General features: G+C 55.7%; 12 protein-coding genes. All 12 read left to right on the top strand.

What is annotated here, in order from left to right; all coding sequences use genetic code 11:
- The first annotated feature begins 189 nt into the window (after nucleotides 1-189).
- The 12 genes from GQS_RS00155 (at nucleotide 190) to GQS_RS00100 (ending at nucleotide 18741) form a co-directional block, all read left to right on the top strand.
- The gene (locus GQS_RS00155; RefSeq protein WP_014011619.1) at nucleotides 190-705 is read left to right on the top strand and encodes a hypothetical protein; all 516 of its coding nucleotides are present in this window, start codon (nucleotides 190-192) and stop codon (nucleotides 703-705) included.
- A gap of 1 nt (nucleotide 706) precedes the next feature.
- Nucleotides 707-2554 (top strand): hypothetical protein, encoded by a 1848-nt coding sequence (locus GQS_RS00150; RefSeq protein ID WP_014011618.1) that lies wholly within the window; start codon nucleotides 707-709, stop codon nucleotides 2552-2554.
- A gap of 36 nt (nucleotides 2555-2590) precedes the next feature.
- Nucleotides 2591-3190 (top strand): hypothetical protein, encoded by a 600-nt coding sequence (locus tag GQS_RS00145; RefSeq protein WP_014011617.1) that lies wholly within the window; start codon nucleotides 2591-2593, stop codon nucleotides 3188-3190.
- Nucleotides 3187-3801: a hypothetical protein gene (locus GQS_RS00140; protein WP_014011616.1), complete on the top strand. Its 615-nt coding sequence runs from the start codon at nucleotides 3187-3189 to the stop codon at nucleotides 3799-3801. The genes GQS_RS00145 and GQS_RS00140 overlap by 4 nt, the downstream gene beginning before the upstream one ends.
- 95 nt (nucleotides 3802-3896) lie before the next feature.
- On the top strand, nucleotides 3897-5972 hold the full coding sequence (locus GQS_RS00135; protein ID WP_014011615.1) for a PEGA domain-containing protein: 2076 nt from the start codon (nucleotides 3897-3899) through the stop codon (nucleotides 5970-5972).
- Entirely contained in the window at nucleotides 5972-7564 is a 1593-nt protein-coding gene (locus GQS_RS00130) for a serine/threonine-protein kinase (protein WP_014011614.1), read from the top strand. The genes GQS_RS00135 and GQS_RS00130 overlap by 1 nt, the downstream gene beginning before the upstream one ends.
- 18 nt (nucleotides 7565-7582) lie before the next feature.
- The gene (locus tag GQS_RS00125; RefSeq protein ID WP_014011613.1) at nucleotides 7583-9526 is read left to right on the top strand and encodes a serine/threonine-protein kinase; all 1944 of its coding nucleotides are present in this window, start codon (nucleotides 7583-7585) and stop codon (nucleotides 9524-9526) included.
- A gap of 335 nt (nucleotides 9527-9861) precedes the next feature.
- A complete protein-coding gene (locus GQS_RS00120; RefSeq protein ID WP_014011612.1) occupies nucleotides 9862-11058 on the top strand; it encodes a 26S protease regulatory subunit in 1197 nt (398 codons plus the stop codon).
- Nucleotides 11055-12875, top strand: a complete 1821-nt coding sequence (locus GQS_RS00115) for a serine/threonine-protein kinase (RefSeq protein WP_148236337.1) — start codon at nucleotides 11055-11057, stop codon at nucleotides 12873-12875. The genes GQS_RS00120 and GQS_RS00115 overlap by 4 nt, the downstream gene beginning before the upstream one ends.
- Nucleotides 12875-13621: a PP2C family serine/threonine-protein phosphatase gene (locus GQS_RS00110; RefSeq protein WP_014011610.1), complete on the top strand. Its 747-nt coding sequence runs from the start codon at nucleotides 12875-12877 to the stop codon at nucleotides 13619-13621. Before GQS_RS00115 ends, GQS_RS00110 begins: the two co-directional genes overlap by 1 nt.
- Nucleotides 13618-16629, top strand: coding sequence for a serine/threonine-protein kinase (locus GQS_RS11050; RefSeq protein WP_014011609.1), 3012 nt, complete (start codon nucleotides 13618-13620; stop codon nucleotides 16627-16629). Before GQS_RS00110 ends, GQS_RS11050 begins: the two co-directional genes overlap by 4 nt.
- Nucleotides 16630-16689: 60 nt before the next feature.
- Entirely contained in the window at nucleotides 16690-18741 is a 2052-nt protein-coding gene (locus tag GQS_RS00100; RefSeq protein ID WP_014011608.1) for a PEGA domain-containing protein, read from the top strand.
- Nucleotides 18742-18807: the final 66 nt, after the last annotated feature.

Here is an 18807-nt window from a genome sequence, read left to right as displayed (position 1 = left end):
TATAACACCCTAACGTCTGGGAAACGCAACGTCACCACGGGAGGTTTCAGTAGTTCGCCAAACACCGCAAAACCCCGTTATGAACGAGCCAGCTAAATCCCGTTAAAGGCATTACAGAGGCACATAATATCCTCCAAATCGGAGAAAACTTTAAATAAGATGAACGACTAATTCAAAGCAGTGGTGCGTATGGGCTACATAGTCTTCGTCACGTACGATAATGATGCCGAGAGAAAGCGCATAGACTACCTTCTTGACAAATGGTCTTCACGAGCCACCGTGAAAAAGCCCAGGGGAGCGGTGTTCTACATCGAAACGGACGACACCCAGGAGTTTCTGGAGGAACTTTTCTCGAGGCTTGAGGGCAACGCCGAGGAGAAGGTCGAGGTGTACAGCGCGAGAAGGGTCGAGAAGGGGGTCGAGGCAAAGCGGAGAACCCTTGAGTACACCATAGCAGAGGAGAGGAAGGTCGTCGAGAGGTTCATCGACTACCTGCTCTCCAAGATGAACGCCGGCTACTCCCACTCGGAGAACGAAGCAAAGGTTTACGGCGTGTACACCAGGAAGGGGAGGGCCACCATAAGGGCCACCATCGATGGGAACGGCAGGACGAGGGTGACCCTAGAGATTGAAGGCTACGGCGATGCCGTTGATTTTCTCGCCGAAAGGATAGATGAAGAGCTTAAGCTCTTCGCGGGTGGTTGAGATGGGGATATTTGAGGAAGGAAAGACGGACTGTGTTAAGGAGCTCCTGAAGCCCGCCGAGCGCGTCCTGAAGGAGGGCCTCGACATCGGGGTGGAGAGCTTCTCCAGGAGGGAAAAGCTCTGGCTCCAGATAGAGGAGAACTACGACCGCTACCTCGACGGCGAGTGCGGGGAGTTCCTGAGGGACCTCGACATGCACTTCAGGGGCAAGTTCGAGGGGGCTTTGGCCATACTAGCATGGAGTTTTCAGCAGAACGGGGAAACGTACCTCCCGGCCAGCAGGAGGTACAGGGATAGGGAGCTGGAGGCTCTCGAGAGGGTTCTCCGCTACAACGTCTTCGAGATATACTCCAAGGAGGACATAATGAAGAAGATAATGCACAGGGATAACAACGTTCTTGGCCTCCTCAGGGAGTACTACCACGGCGTGGACAGGTGGATCGACGATGCCCTCAACGACCCCTCGATAAAGCTCCCCCTGCGGCAGTTCCTCAAGACCAAGTGGGACTCCTACAAGGGCAAGATAAACGCGGCCATAGCAGAGGCAACGGTGCGCTTCGACTGGTTCAGGGACTTCCTCACGATGGCAGGGGAAGAGACGCAGGCTGTGGAGAGGACGTATCAGAGAAGACTGGAGGCCAAGGACAGGGAAATAGAAGAGCTCAGGCGCCAGATGGAAGAGATGCTCAGGAACTTCGAGAGGGAGAAGGAGGAACTCAGGAGAAGGCTCGAAACCGCTAAGGAAGCCGAGATATCGAGGCTCATCCAGGAGAAAGAGGAAATGAAAAGGCAGTTCGAGGAAGAGAGGCGGAGGCTCATTGAAGAGATAAGCAGGATGAAGGACGAGGAAGCCAGGAGGATGCTTGAGGAGGAGCTCGAAAGAATGCAGAGAGAAATGCTGGCCAGTATCGAAGCCATGGAGGCGGAGATAAGGAGGAAGGAGCTCCAGCTCAAGGAGAAGGAGATGGAGCTGAGGAAAAGAGAACTCGAACTCAAAGAAAAGGAGGACGAAGTCTCGAAGAGGATAAAGGAGGTAATGAGCCTGGCCGGCAAGGTCGAGAAGGGCTCGCGCTTCGTCAGGCTCGACGAGGCGAGAATGCTCGAGATGAACTTCGTTGGGAGGATAAGGAGCAAGTTCAGGGACGAGGTGAAGCTCCTGGGAAGGACCTTCAAGGTGGGGTCCGTTGAGGAGAGGAAGACCTTTGACAAGGGCAGCTACACAGGAAAACTGAGCGAGAGGGACCTCAAGAACGTCCCGGACAACAGAATGGTGGAGGTCAGGCTCAGGGAGAAGAAGCTCCTCGGAAAGAAGGAGGAGATAACCGTAAGGGCGCTCTTCTATGGAAGGCCCGAGCGCTACGCCGAGGTCGGCTTCGACACCGACCCCCTGGAGCTGGCAGATATCAACGCACTCCTGGTCGATGCCCGCGATGAGGCAAAGGACGGCCGCATCGTTCTCCTCGTCGCCTCCCCAACGGGCTTCGAGAGGAGGATAGCGAACTACGTCAATTCAGGTGACTTCCACAGGAACTTCATATCCGAGAACGTCTCCCTGGCTCTCCTCGACCTCGAGAGCGGCGAGCTGATATACAACCCCCATGATGAGTACGCAAAGGCGTTCGAGCCGATGCTTCGCCTTGAGAGGGACGAGGAGCTTCTCGCCAAGGTTAAGGACTTCCTTGAGGAGAAGATACTCAAGAGGGGCTACGTCAGGCTGGAAGAGGCCCTGGAGCACTTCGCTGAGGAGACTGTAAAGAGGGCCTTCCGCGAGCTCTCGAAGGAGAAGGGCTACATAACCAAGTTCGTCGAGGGCGTGGGCTACGTCCTCGTCAAGGAGGGCTTCCTCTGATTTAGTTTCACTTTTTACGTGTTGGAGGTGTGTAGGATGAAGATACGCAACATGTTTGGGAGGAAAAACACCATCGAAAAGCTCTCCCTGAGGGAGCTTCAGGGGGAGGAGATAAGACTGAGAAACCGACTCGAGAGGCTCAAGAAGGACATCAACCAGATTGAAAAGAAGAAGAAGCAGCTCTTCCAGGAGGGAATCGGGGCCGACAAGCTCAAGAAGAAGATGCTTGCCCAGGAGATAAAGAGCCTCGACATGGAGCAGAAGCTCAAGCTCAAGGACTTCACCACCGCCCAGAAGCAGTACACCCTCATAAAGAACCTGATAATCGTGAAGAAGTACGAGAAGGAGCTGAGGAAGACCGGTGTATGGGAGAAGCTCAACAGCGTCGAGCCGGAGGAGCTGGAGCAGGCGCTGATAAAGATAAACCTCGACGGCAAGGAGTTCGACGAGATGGTGGAGGGCCTCAACAGGGTCTTCGAGATGGAGGTCGCGGAGTTCGAGGAGAGCGAGGATCAGACCGAGAGGGAGCTGATGAAGGCCTGGAGCCAGGTTGAGGCAGGGGAGGCCGACGTCGAGGATGTCACCGAGAAGGTCGTCTCCATAGACCGCAGGCTCGAGGAGGACGAGGAGCTATGAGCGTCCTCTCCCGCTTTTTTGGAAAGAAGAACCCCCTCGACATACCCCTTCCGAAGCTCAGGGAGAGCCAGATCAAGCTGGAGTACCAGATAGAGAAGGTGGAGAAGGAGATAGCCTCGATAGACCAGGAGATAGCGAGGCTCTTCGAGAGGGCCAAGCTGGCCAGAACCAAGAGCGAGGAACTCACACTAGCCACCAAGATAAAGACCCTCAACCAGCGCAAGAAGAACCTCCAGAAGACCCACATGCAGCTCAACAAGCAGCTGATGCTCATCAGCAACCTCGTGATAATCAAGGAGAACGAGAGCATACTCAAGGGCACCCCCACCTGGGACCTGCTGAAGAGAATGTCGCCCGAGGAGCTTGAGAGCCACCTCACCGAGATGCAGCTCGACGCCCAGAACTTCAACGAGAACCTCAACAGAATGCTCGGAATGACCGACCAGACCATCGGCGCGGGCGTCGAGTTCGAGGAGGACGAGGAGCTGGCCGAGATAATGAAGACGATACACGCCGTTAAGGAAGGTGAATTGGAACCGGAGGTTGCCGCCGAGAAGGTGATCGGCGAAGAGAAGGCAAAGAAGAAGGAAGAGTGGCTGGAGGAGCTTTGATTTTTGCGTTTTTTGATTAATTGAACGTCGTCAAATCAACCCAGGAATATAATCAGCGGAGGTGTCGGTATGAGCCGGTAGAGATGGTGATAACAATGAGGTACCTGGGGTTTATCGTGGCACTGGGCATGATACTTGCCCTTCTGTCCCCCATAGCAGCCGCAGCCACACCCACCTGGACAAAAAACATCGGGGTGTACTCGGTATACATATCCCCAAGTGGGGAAAAGATATTCGTGGGAACCGGGGACGGAGTGTACCTCTTCGACCGGAACGGGACCGAGGTTTGGCACACGGAACTGCCCGAGGCCATCAAACTCCTCGCGGTTTCGCCGGACATGAAGTACGTGGTGGGAGCGGGAGAGAAGAACGTCTACGTGATAAACGCCCTCAACGGAGAGTTCCTCTGGAGCACGGACACGAAGGGGAAGATAGAGAGCCTGGCCGCTTCGGGGGACAGGTTCGTCGTGGGGACGCTCTTCAGCGTTGAGGCCTACAGGTACACAGGAAAGCTGACGTTCCTGCGATTTCCGGAGACCAGGACCTCCGGCGGGGTCGCTATGGCGGCGGAGGTAGGTTACTCCGTTGGATTCGCGGACAAGGCCATAGTGCTCGCAGGGGACAAGGTCATCTACTACCGGGCCGATGGGACAGAAGGGTGGAAGTACGACCCATACGCCGACGCCAGTGCCGACAGGAACTTTGAGACCCTGGCAATAAGTCCGGACAACTCCCTGATAGCGGTCGGTGGAAAGGACGGGGTCTGGATACTCGACGTCTACGGGACGTTCCGCGATAAGCTTGCCATTTCAAACGTCATCGACCTAGAGTTCACCCCTGACGGGAAGTACATAGCGATCCTTACCTCTGACGGGAAGGTTTACCTGGCGGACAGGGACGGAAACGTTGAATGGTCAAAGGCAACCAGAGGTACCCCTAAGGATCTGGCGGTCACGCTCCACTACGTTGGAATTGCGACGGATGAGGGCGTGGAGATACTGACGACGAAGGACGGCTCGTCCGTGAACTTCTACGATATCGGCAACACGAACTCCGTGGCCGGGACGGAAAAGGCCGATTACCTGGCCGCCGGTGGGGAAAAGCTCGGCTTCTTCAACTTCAACTACGCGGTCCTCACTGTGAGAACTGATCCAAGCGGGGCGGAGGTTTACATAAACGGGGTTTACAAGGGCACGTCACCGCTCAGCCTGACCCTTGATCCCGGAAAGTACAAAGTCACTGTGAGCATGGAGGGGTACTACTCGAACGAAACGACTGTCAATCTGGATCTGGGGGAGAGCGAGACGGTGGCTCTGACCCTGGAGAAGAGGGCGGAGATAGAGACTCCAACCGGAACGGTCACCACCACTACCACCAGTCCGGGGGTATCGATGGAAAAATACAGGCTCGGCGGCAGGGAAATCGACTTCCGGCCCTCTGAGGACTACCTGCGCGAGATGTCCAGCTATGCCATTCAGAAAACGGAGGAACTGATTGACAGGATAAACGAACTCGGTTACACCGCGGACCTCGCAGGGCCCATCCTTGAGCGGGCGAAGCAGGAGTACCTCAACGGAAACTACGCGGACGCGAGGGACAAGGCCCTTGAGGCGTGGATAACCGCGTTCAGGGAGTTCTGGGTTCAGTACGACATGGCAATACTGTCAAAGGGGGGCATCGACGTAGGCCCTATCCGGGAGAGCTACGACTCGGGGAACCTCGAGGATGCCCTCGGAAAGGCAGTAACGCTAAGTGGAAAGCTGGAGGGTGAGCAGAAGGGGCTGTTCGATGCCGCAGATGGGGCCGCGGCGGTTGTGGATGAGTACTGGAAGAAGGACGTCCGCCTCTGGAACTACGTTGATCCACTCCTCGACTCGGCCGGGAAGTTCAAGGACGGCGACGTGAAGGGAGCGAAGGAACTGGCGGAGAAGGCAAGGGTCGCACTGAAAAACGCGGGCAAGAACGGAGAGAATGCACTCAGCGAGATACTGGCTAAGGCAAGAAGTGGGGAACTGGACGAGGAGAAGCTGAAGGAGTTTGAAACGGGCAGCTTTGGCGATGTTGAGACGGAAACGCAGACCAACGAAGGTGGAGGCGGCATCTGTGGACCAGGACTCTTCGCAATTCCCGCACTGCTCCCGGCACTGCTCACCCGGAAGGTGAGACGGTGATGCAACGGCGCTCCCTGGAGGCCGACTTCATTCGTCGCCTTTTTGTTTCCATTTTCATTGTGTATCTGTTGGGCGAGTTCGGGGTAGTTTTGGCTCTGTTAATCTTCCTGCCGCTAATAGTAAGGATTATTGAAGAGAGCGCGAGTCCCACCCGTGCACCCGTTACGAGGGCGTCCTCTAAAAGACAGGATCTACGGAAGGTTCTCCGCGAGGGCTTCATCTTCGAAGCACCTCCGGAACTGAACGAAGGCGTTGAGGCCCTCCTGAGGGTTGGGATGAGGAATGTTTCTAGCCGCCCTTTGGCAGTCACAATACGGCTGGACGAGCTTGGGGAGTACGGAAAGGTATCCCCCGGAAGAATAGACCTCTCGCTGGCTCCCGGTGAGGTCAAATCAACCTTCGTGAGGTTCATTCCGCGGAAAGTTGGCGAGATAAAAGCCCGCGCAGGGTTGAAATCCGGGATCTACCTGGTGAGAGTTCCCTTAACTCTCAGGGTTAAGTCGCTCCCAAGGGAGGAATCCGAACCCCTGCCCTCGGGGCCCGGCGGGCTGGAGAAACTGCTGTCAAGGTACGTGTCCGTGGAACCAATTGGTTCCGGCGGCTTCGCCACCGTCTACCGCGCAGTGAAACCGGACGGCTCGACTGTGGCGCTTAAGGTTCCCCACAGCCTCTCCGAGGGAGTGGGGAGGCAGTTCCTTCATGAGGTTGCCGTCTGGAGCGGGCTGAGGCACCGAAACATAGTCAGGCTCTACGAGGCAAACATCGTCCCCGTGCCGTACATAGAGATGGAGTACTGTGAGGGCTCGCTGGGAGGCATCAAGAAGCCCCTTTCCCCGGAGAGGGTGGCGGAGATAGCCTTCAACGTCTGTGAGGGCCTGAAGTACGCCCACGAGCGGGGAGTAATCCACAGGGACATAAAGCCGAGCAACATCCTTCTGAAGGACGGCACGCCAAAGATAAGTGACTGGGGGCTGAGTAAGGTATTGACTGAGAGCAGGACGACCACAGCTACCTTTACCCCTCTCTACGCCGCTCCGGAGCAGATAAGCAAACGCTTCGGCAGAACCGATGAGAGGACGGACGTCTGGCAGCTCGGCGTTCTCATGTATGAGCTTGCGACCGGAAAGGTGCCCTTCGACGGGGAGGACTTCATCGAAGTCGCCGAAAAGATAACGATGGAGGATCCCGTTCCCCCAAGCGAGCTGAATCCGGATGCAAGGCCCCTCGAGCCGGTAATAATGAGGTGCCTCGCCAAGAGGAAGGAGGAGCGCTATCAGTCAGTTGCCGAGCTGCAGAGGGATCTGGCGGAGATTCTCGGTGGGAAGTACAGGAGGGAGCTCGAGAGGAGCACGGACCTTTCGCGCTCTGCATACTACGCCGGCCAGCTGCTCCTGCTCCACCTGAAGCTCGGGGATGCCAAGGAGGCCCTCAAGTACGCTCTCTCCCTCAGGAGGTACGCCAGAGGAAAGGTTAGGGAAGAGCTGGATGGCTTGATAGAAAGCCTTGAAGCCAGGGTTGAGGAGGGTCTGCCCGTTCCGGAACATCTAATCGCCAAGGGTGAGATTATTGTCCACAGAATTAGTATGCCGTAAAGAAAGGGGGTGGATTGATTGGATAAACTGGTGGCAAAGATAAACTGGTCCTTCAACCGCTGGAAAGGGTTTGACTGGGAAGCATTCAGGAGAAGGTATGAATCAGGCTTCGAGTTTGTCAGGCAAACGGGATATGCTCACGAATGGTGGAACTTCTACGAGGGATTCTCCCCTGACAAATACTACGGTACCATTCTCAACAGGCCAAAAAGATTCCGCAGGGGGATAGTGCTGTTCATTAGCATGAATCCCCTCGACGGCAGATGGTACTTCGTTGGCTTTTATGGAGATGCCGTGAGACCTCCAACCGATGCTCCCACCGGAACGCCTCTAAGGGACCTTCTCCCAGAGGAAGTCATACGCAACCTGACCCAACTCGTGAGGGCAGGGGAATGGGAAGACAGGCACCTGTCGTATATATCCCAGGTCCTGAACGGTAGGGAATACCAGGGGACACTCGTTGCCAGGAAGAGGTACTCCGCCTCATTTCTACCGGAGGCCTACATCGAGGTTTCTCCCGATGACCTCGGAGTCGGAAGGATCGGGGGGCAATGGAAGATAACATACAAAATAACCTCTACGCAGATTCGCAGGCTTTTAGAGACGGCCAAGAGGAGACACGAGAAAATCGAAAGCAAAGAGGCAAAGATCGTGGTGGAGAGGATAAACCGCACCCTCAAGGATTTCGTGGGAGTTACAACGGAATCAAATGGCCCACGGGCTGGTGAGGAAAGCCCCAGGAAGAGGAAAAAATTGACAATAAAAATCCCAGATGACTTACTAACTTTGGACACGAAGAAACCCTCCAATGGAGAGATTCCAAAGGACTTCCCACAAGCCCTTCTCTCACGCTACGAACCCCTTGAATTCCTCGGTGAGGGCGGCTTCGCCAGGGTGTACAAGGTCAAGAGAAGGAAAGACGGAAAGATTGTTGCCCTCAAGATACCGAGAATAGACGAGAGGACGAGCGGCCTGTTCGTCAAAGAAGTCGCCGCGTGGTACAACCTAAACCACGAGAACATAGTCAGGCTTTACAGGGCAGACATCTTGCCGGTTCCGTATCTGGAGATGGAGTTCGTTGAGGGCGCTGAGATCGATGGGGAGCTGTTCAGAGACCTCGGAGCTTATCCAAAGCCCGTTCCCGAGAGGATGGCAATTAAACTAATCACGGGCATCGCCGAGGGTCTCAAGCATGCACACTCAAAGGGCATCTACCACCTCGATCTCAAACCCTTGAACGTCCTCCTCAAAGCCGACCTGACGCCAAAGATAACGGACTGGGGACTGGCGAAGATAAGCGCGAGGAGCTCGCTGAGCAGGCACTACGGCTACTCCCCGCTGTATGCCGCTCCTGAACAGCTTGACGAAGAAACCTACGGCGAACCCGACGGAAGAACCGACGTCTACCAGCTCGGGCTGATCTTCTACGAGCTCCTAACGGGCGAGCTCCCGTATAAAGCCACCTCTCCTGGTGCCCTCGTTGGAAAAATCCTCCACGCAAAGCCCAAGCCCATGTCCGAGCTCAAGCCTGAGCTCAAGAGGCTCGACGGAGTTTTTGAAAAGCTCCTGGCGAAGAGGAAAGAAGAGCGCTACCAGAGCGTTAAGGAGTTCCTAAATGCCCTGGAATCCCTCTCTGAATTGGAGCGGGAGAAAGGCGAGCTAATAAAAACCGGCCTGGCGTTGAGGAGAAGCCGCTCGCGGGAGGAGTTCGAGAGGCTGAAGATTGAAAGCGCCCGCAAGACGGTTAAGGTCGCGGTTCTGGCGGCGAGGCTCAACGATAAGGCCGAACTGCTGGCGGCGCTGGACGACCTCAAGTTCTACACGGAGGAGAACCTCGACGACCTGCTCAACGCGATAGCCCAGGTGGAGATGCTGCTGAAGGAGGGGATTCCGATAAGCTCCGAGGTCGAGGAAAAGGTTAGGGCGCTGTTACTGAGGATCGAGAGGGAGGTGTCGAGGTGAGAGTTGAGCAAGTTTGGTATAATCAAACGCCCAATACTCAAGTTGATGTAGAGGTGTGATAATATGATTGCCCCAATTGATTCGGAATTGACTCAAGAATGCCTCACGGCAGGCCAAATGAAAGGGCTCAGCTGGCTCATAAAAGGCTCAAAATTGGCTCAGCTTAAAACGTTTCAAACGCATCGCAAACGTTTCATAAACGGCCCATTCGGGTCAGAAAGGGGTCGTAAAGGGGTCAGGCTGGATCAACCCGCAAAATCAGGATATAGCCGCCCGAAATTTTTATTTTTTAAACACAGAGGTAATATCAATCCAAAACCATGGTGGTGGTTGGGATGCCCGTCGATCTTTCCGGTCCCCTGATGTCAGCCTTTAGGAAGGCCAAGAAGGAGTTTGAGGAAGCGATAAAGAAGGGCGACAAGGAAACCGCCAGAAAAAAGGCCCTCGAATGCTCCAGGATACTGAAGCAACTCGCGAAGTATGACGAGTTCAACCGCGAGAGCTACCTGCAGAAGGCCAAGAAGTGGGAGACCATAGCGAGGGACGTTGAAGCCGGCCGCTACGGGGTAAAGAGGAAGCACAGGCCGATGAAAGAAGGTGGAAGCGGAAAGGAGGCCGGGACGGAGGACGGCGAGGAGGACAAGTTCAAGCAATACGTCGAGAACCTGATAACGAAGTCCAAGGTCAAGTGGAGCGACATAGGCGGGCTGGAAGAGGTCAAGATGCTGATGATGGAAACGGTCGTCATCTCCGCCCTGCAGAGGCCCGAATCGATCCAGCCCTGGAAGGGTATCCTGCTCTTCGGCCCGCCGGGAACCGGCAAAACGCTGCTCGCCTCTGCAGCGGCCGGAAGCCTGAACGCGACCTTCTTCAGCGTTAAGGCCAGCAATGTCCTCAGCAAGTACTTCGGCGAGTCCACCAAGATAATCTCGGCCCTCTATGAGGTTGCCAGGGAAAAGGCCCCGAGCATAGTCTTCATGGATGAGATAGACGCCCTGACGACCAAGCGCTCCGGCGACCAGAGCGAGGCCTCGAGGAGAATGCTCTCAACACTTCTCACGGAACTCGACGGCTTCCAGGACAAAAAGAGCGACATACTGGTCCTGACTTTGGCGGCGACCAACACTCCCTGGGATTTGGACGAGGCGGTCCTTTCCCGCTTCCCGCGCAGGATTTACGTCCCGCTGCCGGACGAGAAGGCCACGAAGGAGATAATCAAGATCAACACCCGCGGACTGGACATAAGCCGGCTTGATCTCGACGCGATAGCGGAGGAGAGCGTCAGGAGGCTCTACTCCGGAAGGGACCTCAAGAACCTCTGTCAGGAGGCGATATGGCACATGATACGCGAGGAGAACAGGGATCTCCACAAGCTGGCGGAGCTTCCCTTCCACGAGCTGAGAAAGCGCTCCCTGAGGACGAGACCCCTGGAAATGAGGGACTTCGAGGAGGCCTTCAAGAGGATCAAGAGCCCGCTGACGAGGAAGGAGATCGAGCGGTACGAGAAGTGGGCGGAGGAGTTTGGGGGATGAGACGCGTACCCTTTTTCTTTAAGATAGTACTCGCCCTAACGGTGATTCTGTTCATTGGAACGCCGCAAGTATTAGGAATCGGGGGAACCACTCAGATAGACGTATCTGCGTATCTAAAACCCCAATCCATAACGGCGGGGAACTATGCAACATTGACCGTCACGGTTAAGGAGATTGGAGATGACGATGCCGTTGATGTTAGAGTCACTCCAGAAATCGCGGGATACAGCAACATAGTGATATCCCCAGAAACCGCATACGTAGATAAAATCCCCCAAGGGGAAAGCAGAACCTTCGAGTTTAGAGTGTTTGTTCCGTCATCTGAATCCAGCGGAAGCAAAACGATAACTGTAACGGTTCAGTACACTGATCCCGGATTGTTGGAAGACAAGACATACAGCAAGAGGACGTATGTCTCGCTGTATGTCACCCACCCGTACACTCCCACAGAAACCAGGAGTTACGCAGATCTCTCCGGCACCACAAATGGTGGTTTCTCTTATGCACTAATAGCCATGATTCTTGTCGGAGTTGGAATTGTTGTCCTAGGTTACGTACACAGCAGGAGATCCAGCGGTAAAGACACGAAAAGTTTTGAAGATGAAGGTTTGCCCACGACCGCTCAACCAGAAATTAGAACCCCACCAAAGCTCGTCCCCTACTTCCCCCCCGAGCTCCTCAACAAATACGAGCCCCTCAAATTCCTTGGTGAGGGCGGCTTTGCAAAGGTATTCAAAGTAAGGAGGAAATCAGACGGAAAAATCATAGCCCTAAAGGTCTCCCGCCTGGACGAGAAGGCCAAGAGGTTCTTCCTCAAGGAGGTTAAAGCTTGGCGCCTGCTTGATCACCCCAACATAGTGAAGCTCTACAACGCCTTCGACGAGCCGTTGCCACACCTAGAAATCGAGTTTGTTGACGGAATCCAGCTCAACGGCGAGGTCATCAGAGACCTCGGCAAGTATCCGAAGCCCGTCGAGGAGGAAAAGGCACTCCAATTCATCAGGGGTATCGCAGAGGGCCTCAAACACGCCCACAGCAAGCAGGTCTTCCACAGGGATTTGAAGCCCCAGAACGTCCTCATAACCAGTGATTTGACTCCTAAGATAACCGACTGGGGATTGGCTAAAGTCGGTGCAGTTTCAACGACTGCCACGACAACAAAGGGCCTAACCCTTCTCTACGCCGCTCCGGAACAGCTCGACGACGAGACCTACGGCCACACCGATGCCAGGACGGACATCTACCAGCTCGGACTCATATTCTACGAGCTGCTAACGGGCAAGCTCCCCTATCAGGGGACTTCTCCCGCCGTTGTCATGGCCAAGGTGATAAACCCTGCCGTGAAGCCCAAGCCGCCGAGCCACTTCAATATTGCTCTGGCGAAGTACGACGGCATTTTTGAGAAGCTTCTCGCAAAGGAGAAAGAACAGCGCTATCAGAGCGTCGAGGAGTTCCTCCACGATCTTGAGCTAATGAAGAAGCTCGACGCGGAGAGAAATAAACTGGCCGAGGAGATAGAGAAGACAAAGACCACGATGAACATGACGACCGATAGCAAAGAGCTCAAAAAGCTCATGCGCCAGCTGGTTGAACAGTTGAGCAGGAACGCCCTCCTTCATGCTCAGCTCAACGACAAGGCCGGACTCATCAACGCACTGGAAGACCTGAAGGCGTTCTCAAAGGCCCACAGGGAGGAGCTTGAGGGCGCAATAGGCCAGTTCGAGCTGATGATGCGCGAGAGCGTGCCCATAAGCAAGTCCACGCTGGACGAGCTCAAAGTACTCCTCCACAAGGTGCAGAGGGAGGTGGAGGGCTAATGGCCGAGTCCAATGGGGGAACGATGGCAGTTTTTCTTCCATTTTTATCCGGCATAAGCCACGTTGGGGGAAGATACAACAACGAGGACAGCTTTTTAATCCTGAAACTGCCCGACGCGTATCTCCTGGCGGTGGCCGATGGGCTTGGGGGCCATAGCTCCGGCGAGGTGGCTTCCGGGATTGCAATAGAGGTTCTGAAAGAGACGCTTCTCCAGGAGTACGAACCTGGCGCTCCCCAGTATCTCACCCGGATAACGCTCAGGAAAGCGTACGAGCTGGCACACTCCAGAATACTGGAGAACGCCACGGGAGAGAGGGAAGGAATGGGGACGACCCTTGTGTCCGCCCTCGTTTCCCCAGGAAGGGTTCTCATAGCCAATACCGGGGACAGCAGAGCGTATCTGATAAGGAACGGAAGAATCATCGCCAGGACGAAGGACCACTCACTCGTCCAGGAGCTCGTTGATAGAGGTGAGATAACCCCCGATGAAGCGAGGAGGCACCCGATGCGGAACATCATAACGAGGGCCCTCGGGGCCAAATTTGAGGTTGATTTTTACGAATGGAAGCTGAGGCACGGGGACGTTCTCCTGCTCAGCTCCGACGGGCTTCATGACTACGTGGACGAAGAAAGAATAGTCGGGATAGCCGCACAGGGCAGGAGCGCGGAGGAGATAACTAGAAGGCTGATCGAAGAGGCCCTGCCCGTCACAAGGGACAACGTGACGGTGGTGGTGTGGAAATGACAGCAGCATCGAAATTCAAGGCAAGTCTGATTTTCAGTCTCATCCTAACCCTCCTGATGGCTTCACTCCCACAGGCGGCGGCCGAGCCCTGGGCGAAAGCGTACTCCAACATTGACCCAGAAGGAACGGTGAGTGTTGAATATATTGGGAACGACATTGTATTGCTTGGAAACACTGAACAGGGCGTGGTAGTGGCCAGGATTGGAGAAAACGGGGAAGTGGTGTGGTCCAAGCTCGTCGAAAGCAAGTACAGTTTCATCGGAAAGGTGCTGGCCAGGGGACCCGAAGGCTCCATCATTGCAGGAGGTACGGTCGGAGACGGCAGGGGAGTATGGATAATCAAGCTCGACGGAAACGGGAACGTGGAGTGGACAAGAGTGTACGCGTCACCGGGCGGTAGGGACCTAGTGGACGCAAGCGTGGCGGACGACGGGAGCGTGTTCGGGCTGATAGAACTCGATACTCCCTGGGAGTATCTGATCCTCAAACTGGACCCCTCTGGGAACCTGGAGTGGGTTTACAGGTACAGGGGGGTGTACGACCTCAAACTCCTGAAGGTGAAGGCCCTGGAGAACGGTTACATCTTGCTGGCGGGCAACAAAGGCAAGAGCCTGGCCGTGGCGATGATCTCCGCGGGCGGAGTCGTGATGTGGGGAAAGGTTTACGGCATCTATCCAGGGACGAAGCTGGCGGATGTGGCTAGAACCGACGACGGAATAATCCTCGCGGGGAGCGTGGAATCGGACCTGGGGGTGAAGGGGCTCCTCGTCAAGCTGAAACCGAACGGCGCCGTGGAGTTCGCGAGGACGTACTCCCATGAAGGCGCCAAACTGTCCATCGAACGGGTTATTCTTGGGGCGAACGACCTCGTGCTGGTGGGCACCGCGACGCGCATCTTCGACTCGGGCGACGTGGTGGTACTTGTAACGGACGAAACCGGCGAAATCAGGACGCACAGAATATACACAGCTCCGGTAGGGGGTCGTGTGCTCGACGCGTCCCTCACAGGGGAAACGCTGACGGTCGCGATGAGGTCGTACCTGAACATGGACAAGCCCCACGTTACCCTCCTCACTCTAGACATTGGCGCGATGCCCAAAGAATGCCCGATGTGCAGGGTCTCCAACATCTCGGGGGTGCAGGCATCCATCTCAACCAGCGAGAACAGGTTCCTGCAACTTGACCCACCATCAGTGCCGCCCCTGATCCCCGACTCCACGGAGGTAAAGGTCTCCGAGTTCTCGCTCGCTGTGGTCGGCAGTGTGATTCTGGAGAGCGAAGAGGCCTCGACAGGAAAAACTACCAGCTGGAACATGGTACTCCTAGCACTGGGTTTATCGGCCGTGGCTGTGTTCGGGATATTCACGCTGGGAAGACGGAAGAAAAAGTCCGGGGGAAAGACCAAGTCGCAGCAAAAGGAGGATGGAACGCGCAACACGCCCAGAGACAAGAGTCTCCTGTTCCCAGAAGAGCTTCTAGGGAAGTATGAACCCCTCGAGTTCCTAGGGGAAGGGGGCTTCGCGAAGGTATTCAAGGTCAAGAGGAGGGAAGACGGAAAGGTAGCCGCCCTCAAGATACCGAGGATAGATGAGAAGACTAGCAAGGGCTTCCTGAAGGAGGTCTCGGCCTGGCTCCACCTGAACCATCCAAACATAGTGCGACTCCACGATGCCGATATTCTCCCGGTTCCGTACCTGGAGATGGAGTTCGTTGAGGGCATTGAAGTCAATGGAACCCGCGTCAGAGACCTTGGAGCTTATCCCAAACCGGTCGGCGAGAAAAGGGCCCTGGAGCTTATCAGAGGGATAGCGAGCGGACTGGCGCACGCTCACTCGAAGGGCATTTACCACCTCGACCTCAAACCGGAGAACGTTCTCCTCAAGGGGGACATGACGCCAAAAATAACCGACTGGGGATTGGCGAAGATCGGGGCTTCCCCGGCTGTCCCTACCACCGCCGAGAGCCTAACGCTCCTTTACTCCGCCCCAGAACAGCTCAATCCGGGCGTCCACGGTGGCACGGACGCGAGGACGGACATCTACCAGCTCGGCCTCATCTTCTACGAACTCCTGACGGGCAAACTCCCCTACGAGGGGTCATCAAAGACAGCAATCGTCGCAAGCCTCCTTGGGGGAAGCGCGAAGACCCTGCCACCGAGTCACTTCAGCGGGGCCCTGGCGAAGTACGACGGCATTTTCGAGAAGCTTCTCGCGAAGAGGAAGGAAGACCGCTACCAGAGCGTCGAGGAGTTCCTCCACGACCTTGAACTGGTGGAGAGGCTGGAGAAGGAGAAGGAAGCCATTGAGCGGGAGATCGAGAAAACCCGGACGACAATGATGACCACCAGCGGGGAAGAACTCGCGAGGCTCAAACGCAGGCTCACGGAACAGCTCAGCAGGAACGCTCTACTTCACGCCCAGCTCAACGACAAGGCAGGACTCATAGGGGCGCTCGAGGAGCTGAAGGGCCTTTCCAGGGAGTACAAGGCGGAAATAGAAGGGGCCATAGAACAGCTTGAGCTCATGATGCGCGAGGGCATTCCGATAGGGAAGTCGACCATAGATGAGCTGAGGGTCCTGCTCGACAGGGTGAAGCTCGAGGTGGAGAGCGAAACCGTGAGCGGAAAACGGGAACCGAAAAGACGTGCAGGAATTACACCGACAATCACGACCGCCGGCGGGGGCGGGAGGAGACAGAGGGTGGACGGAAGAATAGAGGTTCCAGGCTACGGGCCTGTGGAGTACGTGGTCAGGGACGAGGAGTTCGAGGGCGACCCTAAAGAGACCCTCGGGGAGATGGTGGAGTACTACCTAAAGCACCGGGAGGAGATAGACGAGATGATAAAGAGGGAAACCGGTGTCTCCGACGTCCCTAGATTCACACGGTTCAGCATACAGAAGAAGGAGTTCAGGCTCTACGCCGAGAACGTCCACGGCTACCGCAGGCTGGGATTCAAGATAACAAGGAAGAGGGGCAAACTGTCCGTCATCAAGGATCGGAAGAGGTGATTGGATTGTCCTTCACTTTCTTTTTCAAGCTCATTGAAACGCCGGACGGGGGTTTGAGCCATGGTGGCCGCTAAGTGGAAGACGGTCATTGTTATCGTGATGTTCCTGCTACTGATGTCCGCCCCAGGAACAGCTCACGTGAAGGCCTCTGCACCGCAGATAACACCGGAATGGACGTACAAAGTCAACACCGAGGTTCACGCTATCAAAGTGGGACCAAACGGCCAGTACGTGGTAGCTGGAGGCAAGAACGGAAGGATATACTACTTCAGCTGGGATGGGAGGCCGATATGGGACTACCTGACCGGGGGCTTCATAGCGTCCCTTGACATAGCCAAGGATGGCAAGAACATCGTGGCCGCGGTTGGCTACGACACGAACAGGGACGGTTCCCCGGAGTACGGGAAGATAATCTACCTGGACGACAGAAAGCACGTGCTCTGGACATACACCTCACAGACCAAAGAATTCTTCTCATCGGTGTCTGCGGGCCAGGACAGGATATACGTCGGGAGCGAGGGGAAGATAATACGCTTCAGCCACACCGGCTCGAGGATATCCACGAACCTCGTGGGCGTTGATCTGCCTGAGGTGGACACCTACGGAAACTACCTGGTGGTGTCGCACTCCCCGTGGTTCTACCGGAGGGACGACAACGAGTACAGCAAGCTCTTCCTATTCTCGGGGACGTTCCTGAAGTCCACCAGGGAGTTCGACGATGCCGTCGTGGGCACGGCCATATCGGAGAAGTACTACGCTGCCGTGACGGGACTCCACCTCGATCCCAGCGGAAAGTGGACCGGCTCGGGGAATTACTACGTCTATCTCTACCGGCCCTCCGGGGAGTTCGTGTGGAGGTACAAGCTGGACGCGCCGGCTTTTGACGTCGATATCACCCCAACGGGCAGGGTAATCGCGGTGGGCGACACGGGAGGGAACGTCTACGTCTTCAACGAGAAAGGCTACCTGCTCTGGAAGGAAAACCTTGGTTCTCCGGTCTACGCAGTGGCACTCTCTCAGGACGGGAACTACCTGGCGGTTGGGACCAAGGACGGCACGGTTGCGCTCTACCGGGTTCCGGGAGTGATCCAGATACTGACCGACCCCAGCGACGCTAGGGTGTACCTGATGGAGAGCGGTGAGTACACCGAGATAGGGGAGACTCCTACGGCATTCACAGTCCTCCCAGGAACTTACACTGTAAAGGTCGCGAGGGAGTACTACCACACGAAGGTCGTCGAGGTGAGCGTTTCCTCCGGTGATGTCGTCAAAGAGTACATTTCCCTGCCCCTTGCCAACGGTACGATAAACGTCTACTCCAACGTAGATGGTGCCCAGGTTGTCATAGACGGGATACCCGTGGGCAAGACGCCCCTTCTGAACTACACGATTCCCGCAGGGGATCACAACGTCACGGTGAGGGCCGACGGGTTCTGCGGGGAGTACCGGGAAGAGGTGTCAATAAACTCGCCCGCACCGGTATCGGTGGCGGCCCGCCTGGAGCCCTGTCCGGCGAAGCTCGAAATAAACGGACCCTCAGGGGCGGAGGTTTACGTGGACGGAACCTACTACGGAACCGCACCGACGTCCATCTCCATTCAGCCGGGAAGCTATGCGGTGATGCTCAAAAAGGAGGGGAAGAAGGACTACACCACCACTGTCTCACTGGGTCCAGGCGAGATAAGGGAGCTAACGCCGGACATGCAGATGGATCCGGTTTACTACGGCATCAGGGTGGCGGCAGGTATAGCCGTCCTGATAGTACTGCTTCTCCTAGTTATGACATACCGGAAGTACAACTTCAGAAAGAGCTACAAAGAGCTACTGGCCACGATAGACTCCGTGAGGAGGGAAAACATCCCCGAAGAAGCCAGTGAGATACTAAACGGGTTGGAGGGAAAAAGAAGGGCGATAGAAGAAGCCTACCGCAGGGGGGACAGAGGCAGCCTCTCAAGGCTCAGAGAGGAGGTTGCTGCCGAGGTAGCACGTATCAAAGAGCTGAAAGGCCAGTACAGGAGCATGAAAGATAGGATCAGCAGGGACATTATGAGCCTGCTGAACCAGCCGGCAGCTGAGGCGCCTTCAGAGGGGGAAGGGAGCAATGAGAAGTAATACCATCCCCCTTTGGAGAAATAACAACGTTAATAAGTACTTTGCCCTAATAAAAGCGGGTGTTAT

Source organism: Thermococcus sp. 4557, from assembly GCF_000221185.1.
In the GTDB taxonomy this organism is placed as follows: Archaea; Methanobacteriota_B; Thermococci; order Thermococcales; family Thermococcaceae; genus Thermococcus.
The sequence above is the reverse complement of the archived record's forward strand: the minus strand, read 5'-3'. Positions and strand labels throughout refer to the sequence as shown.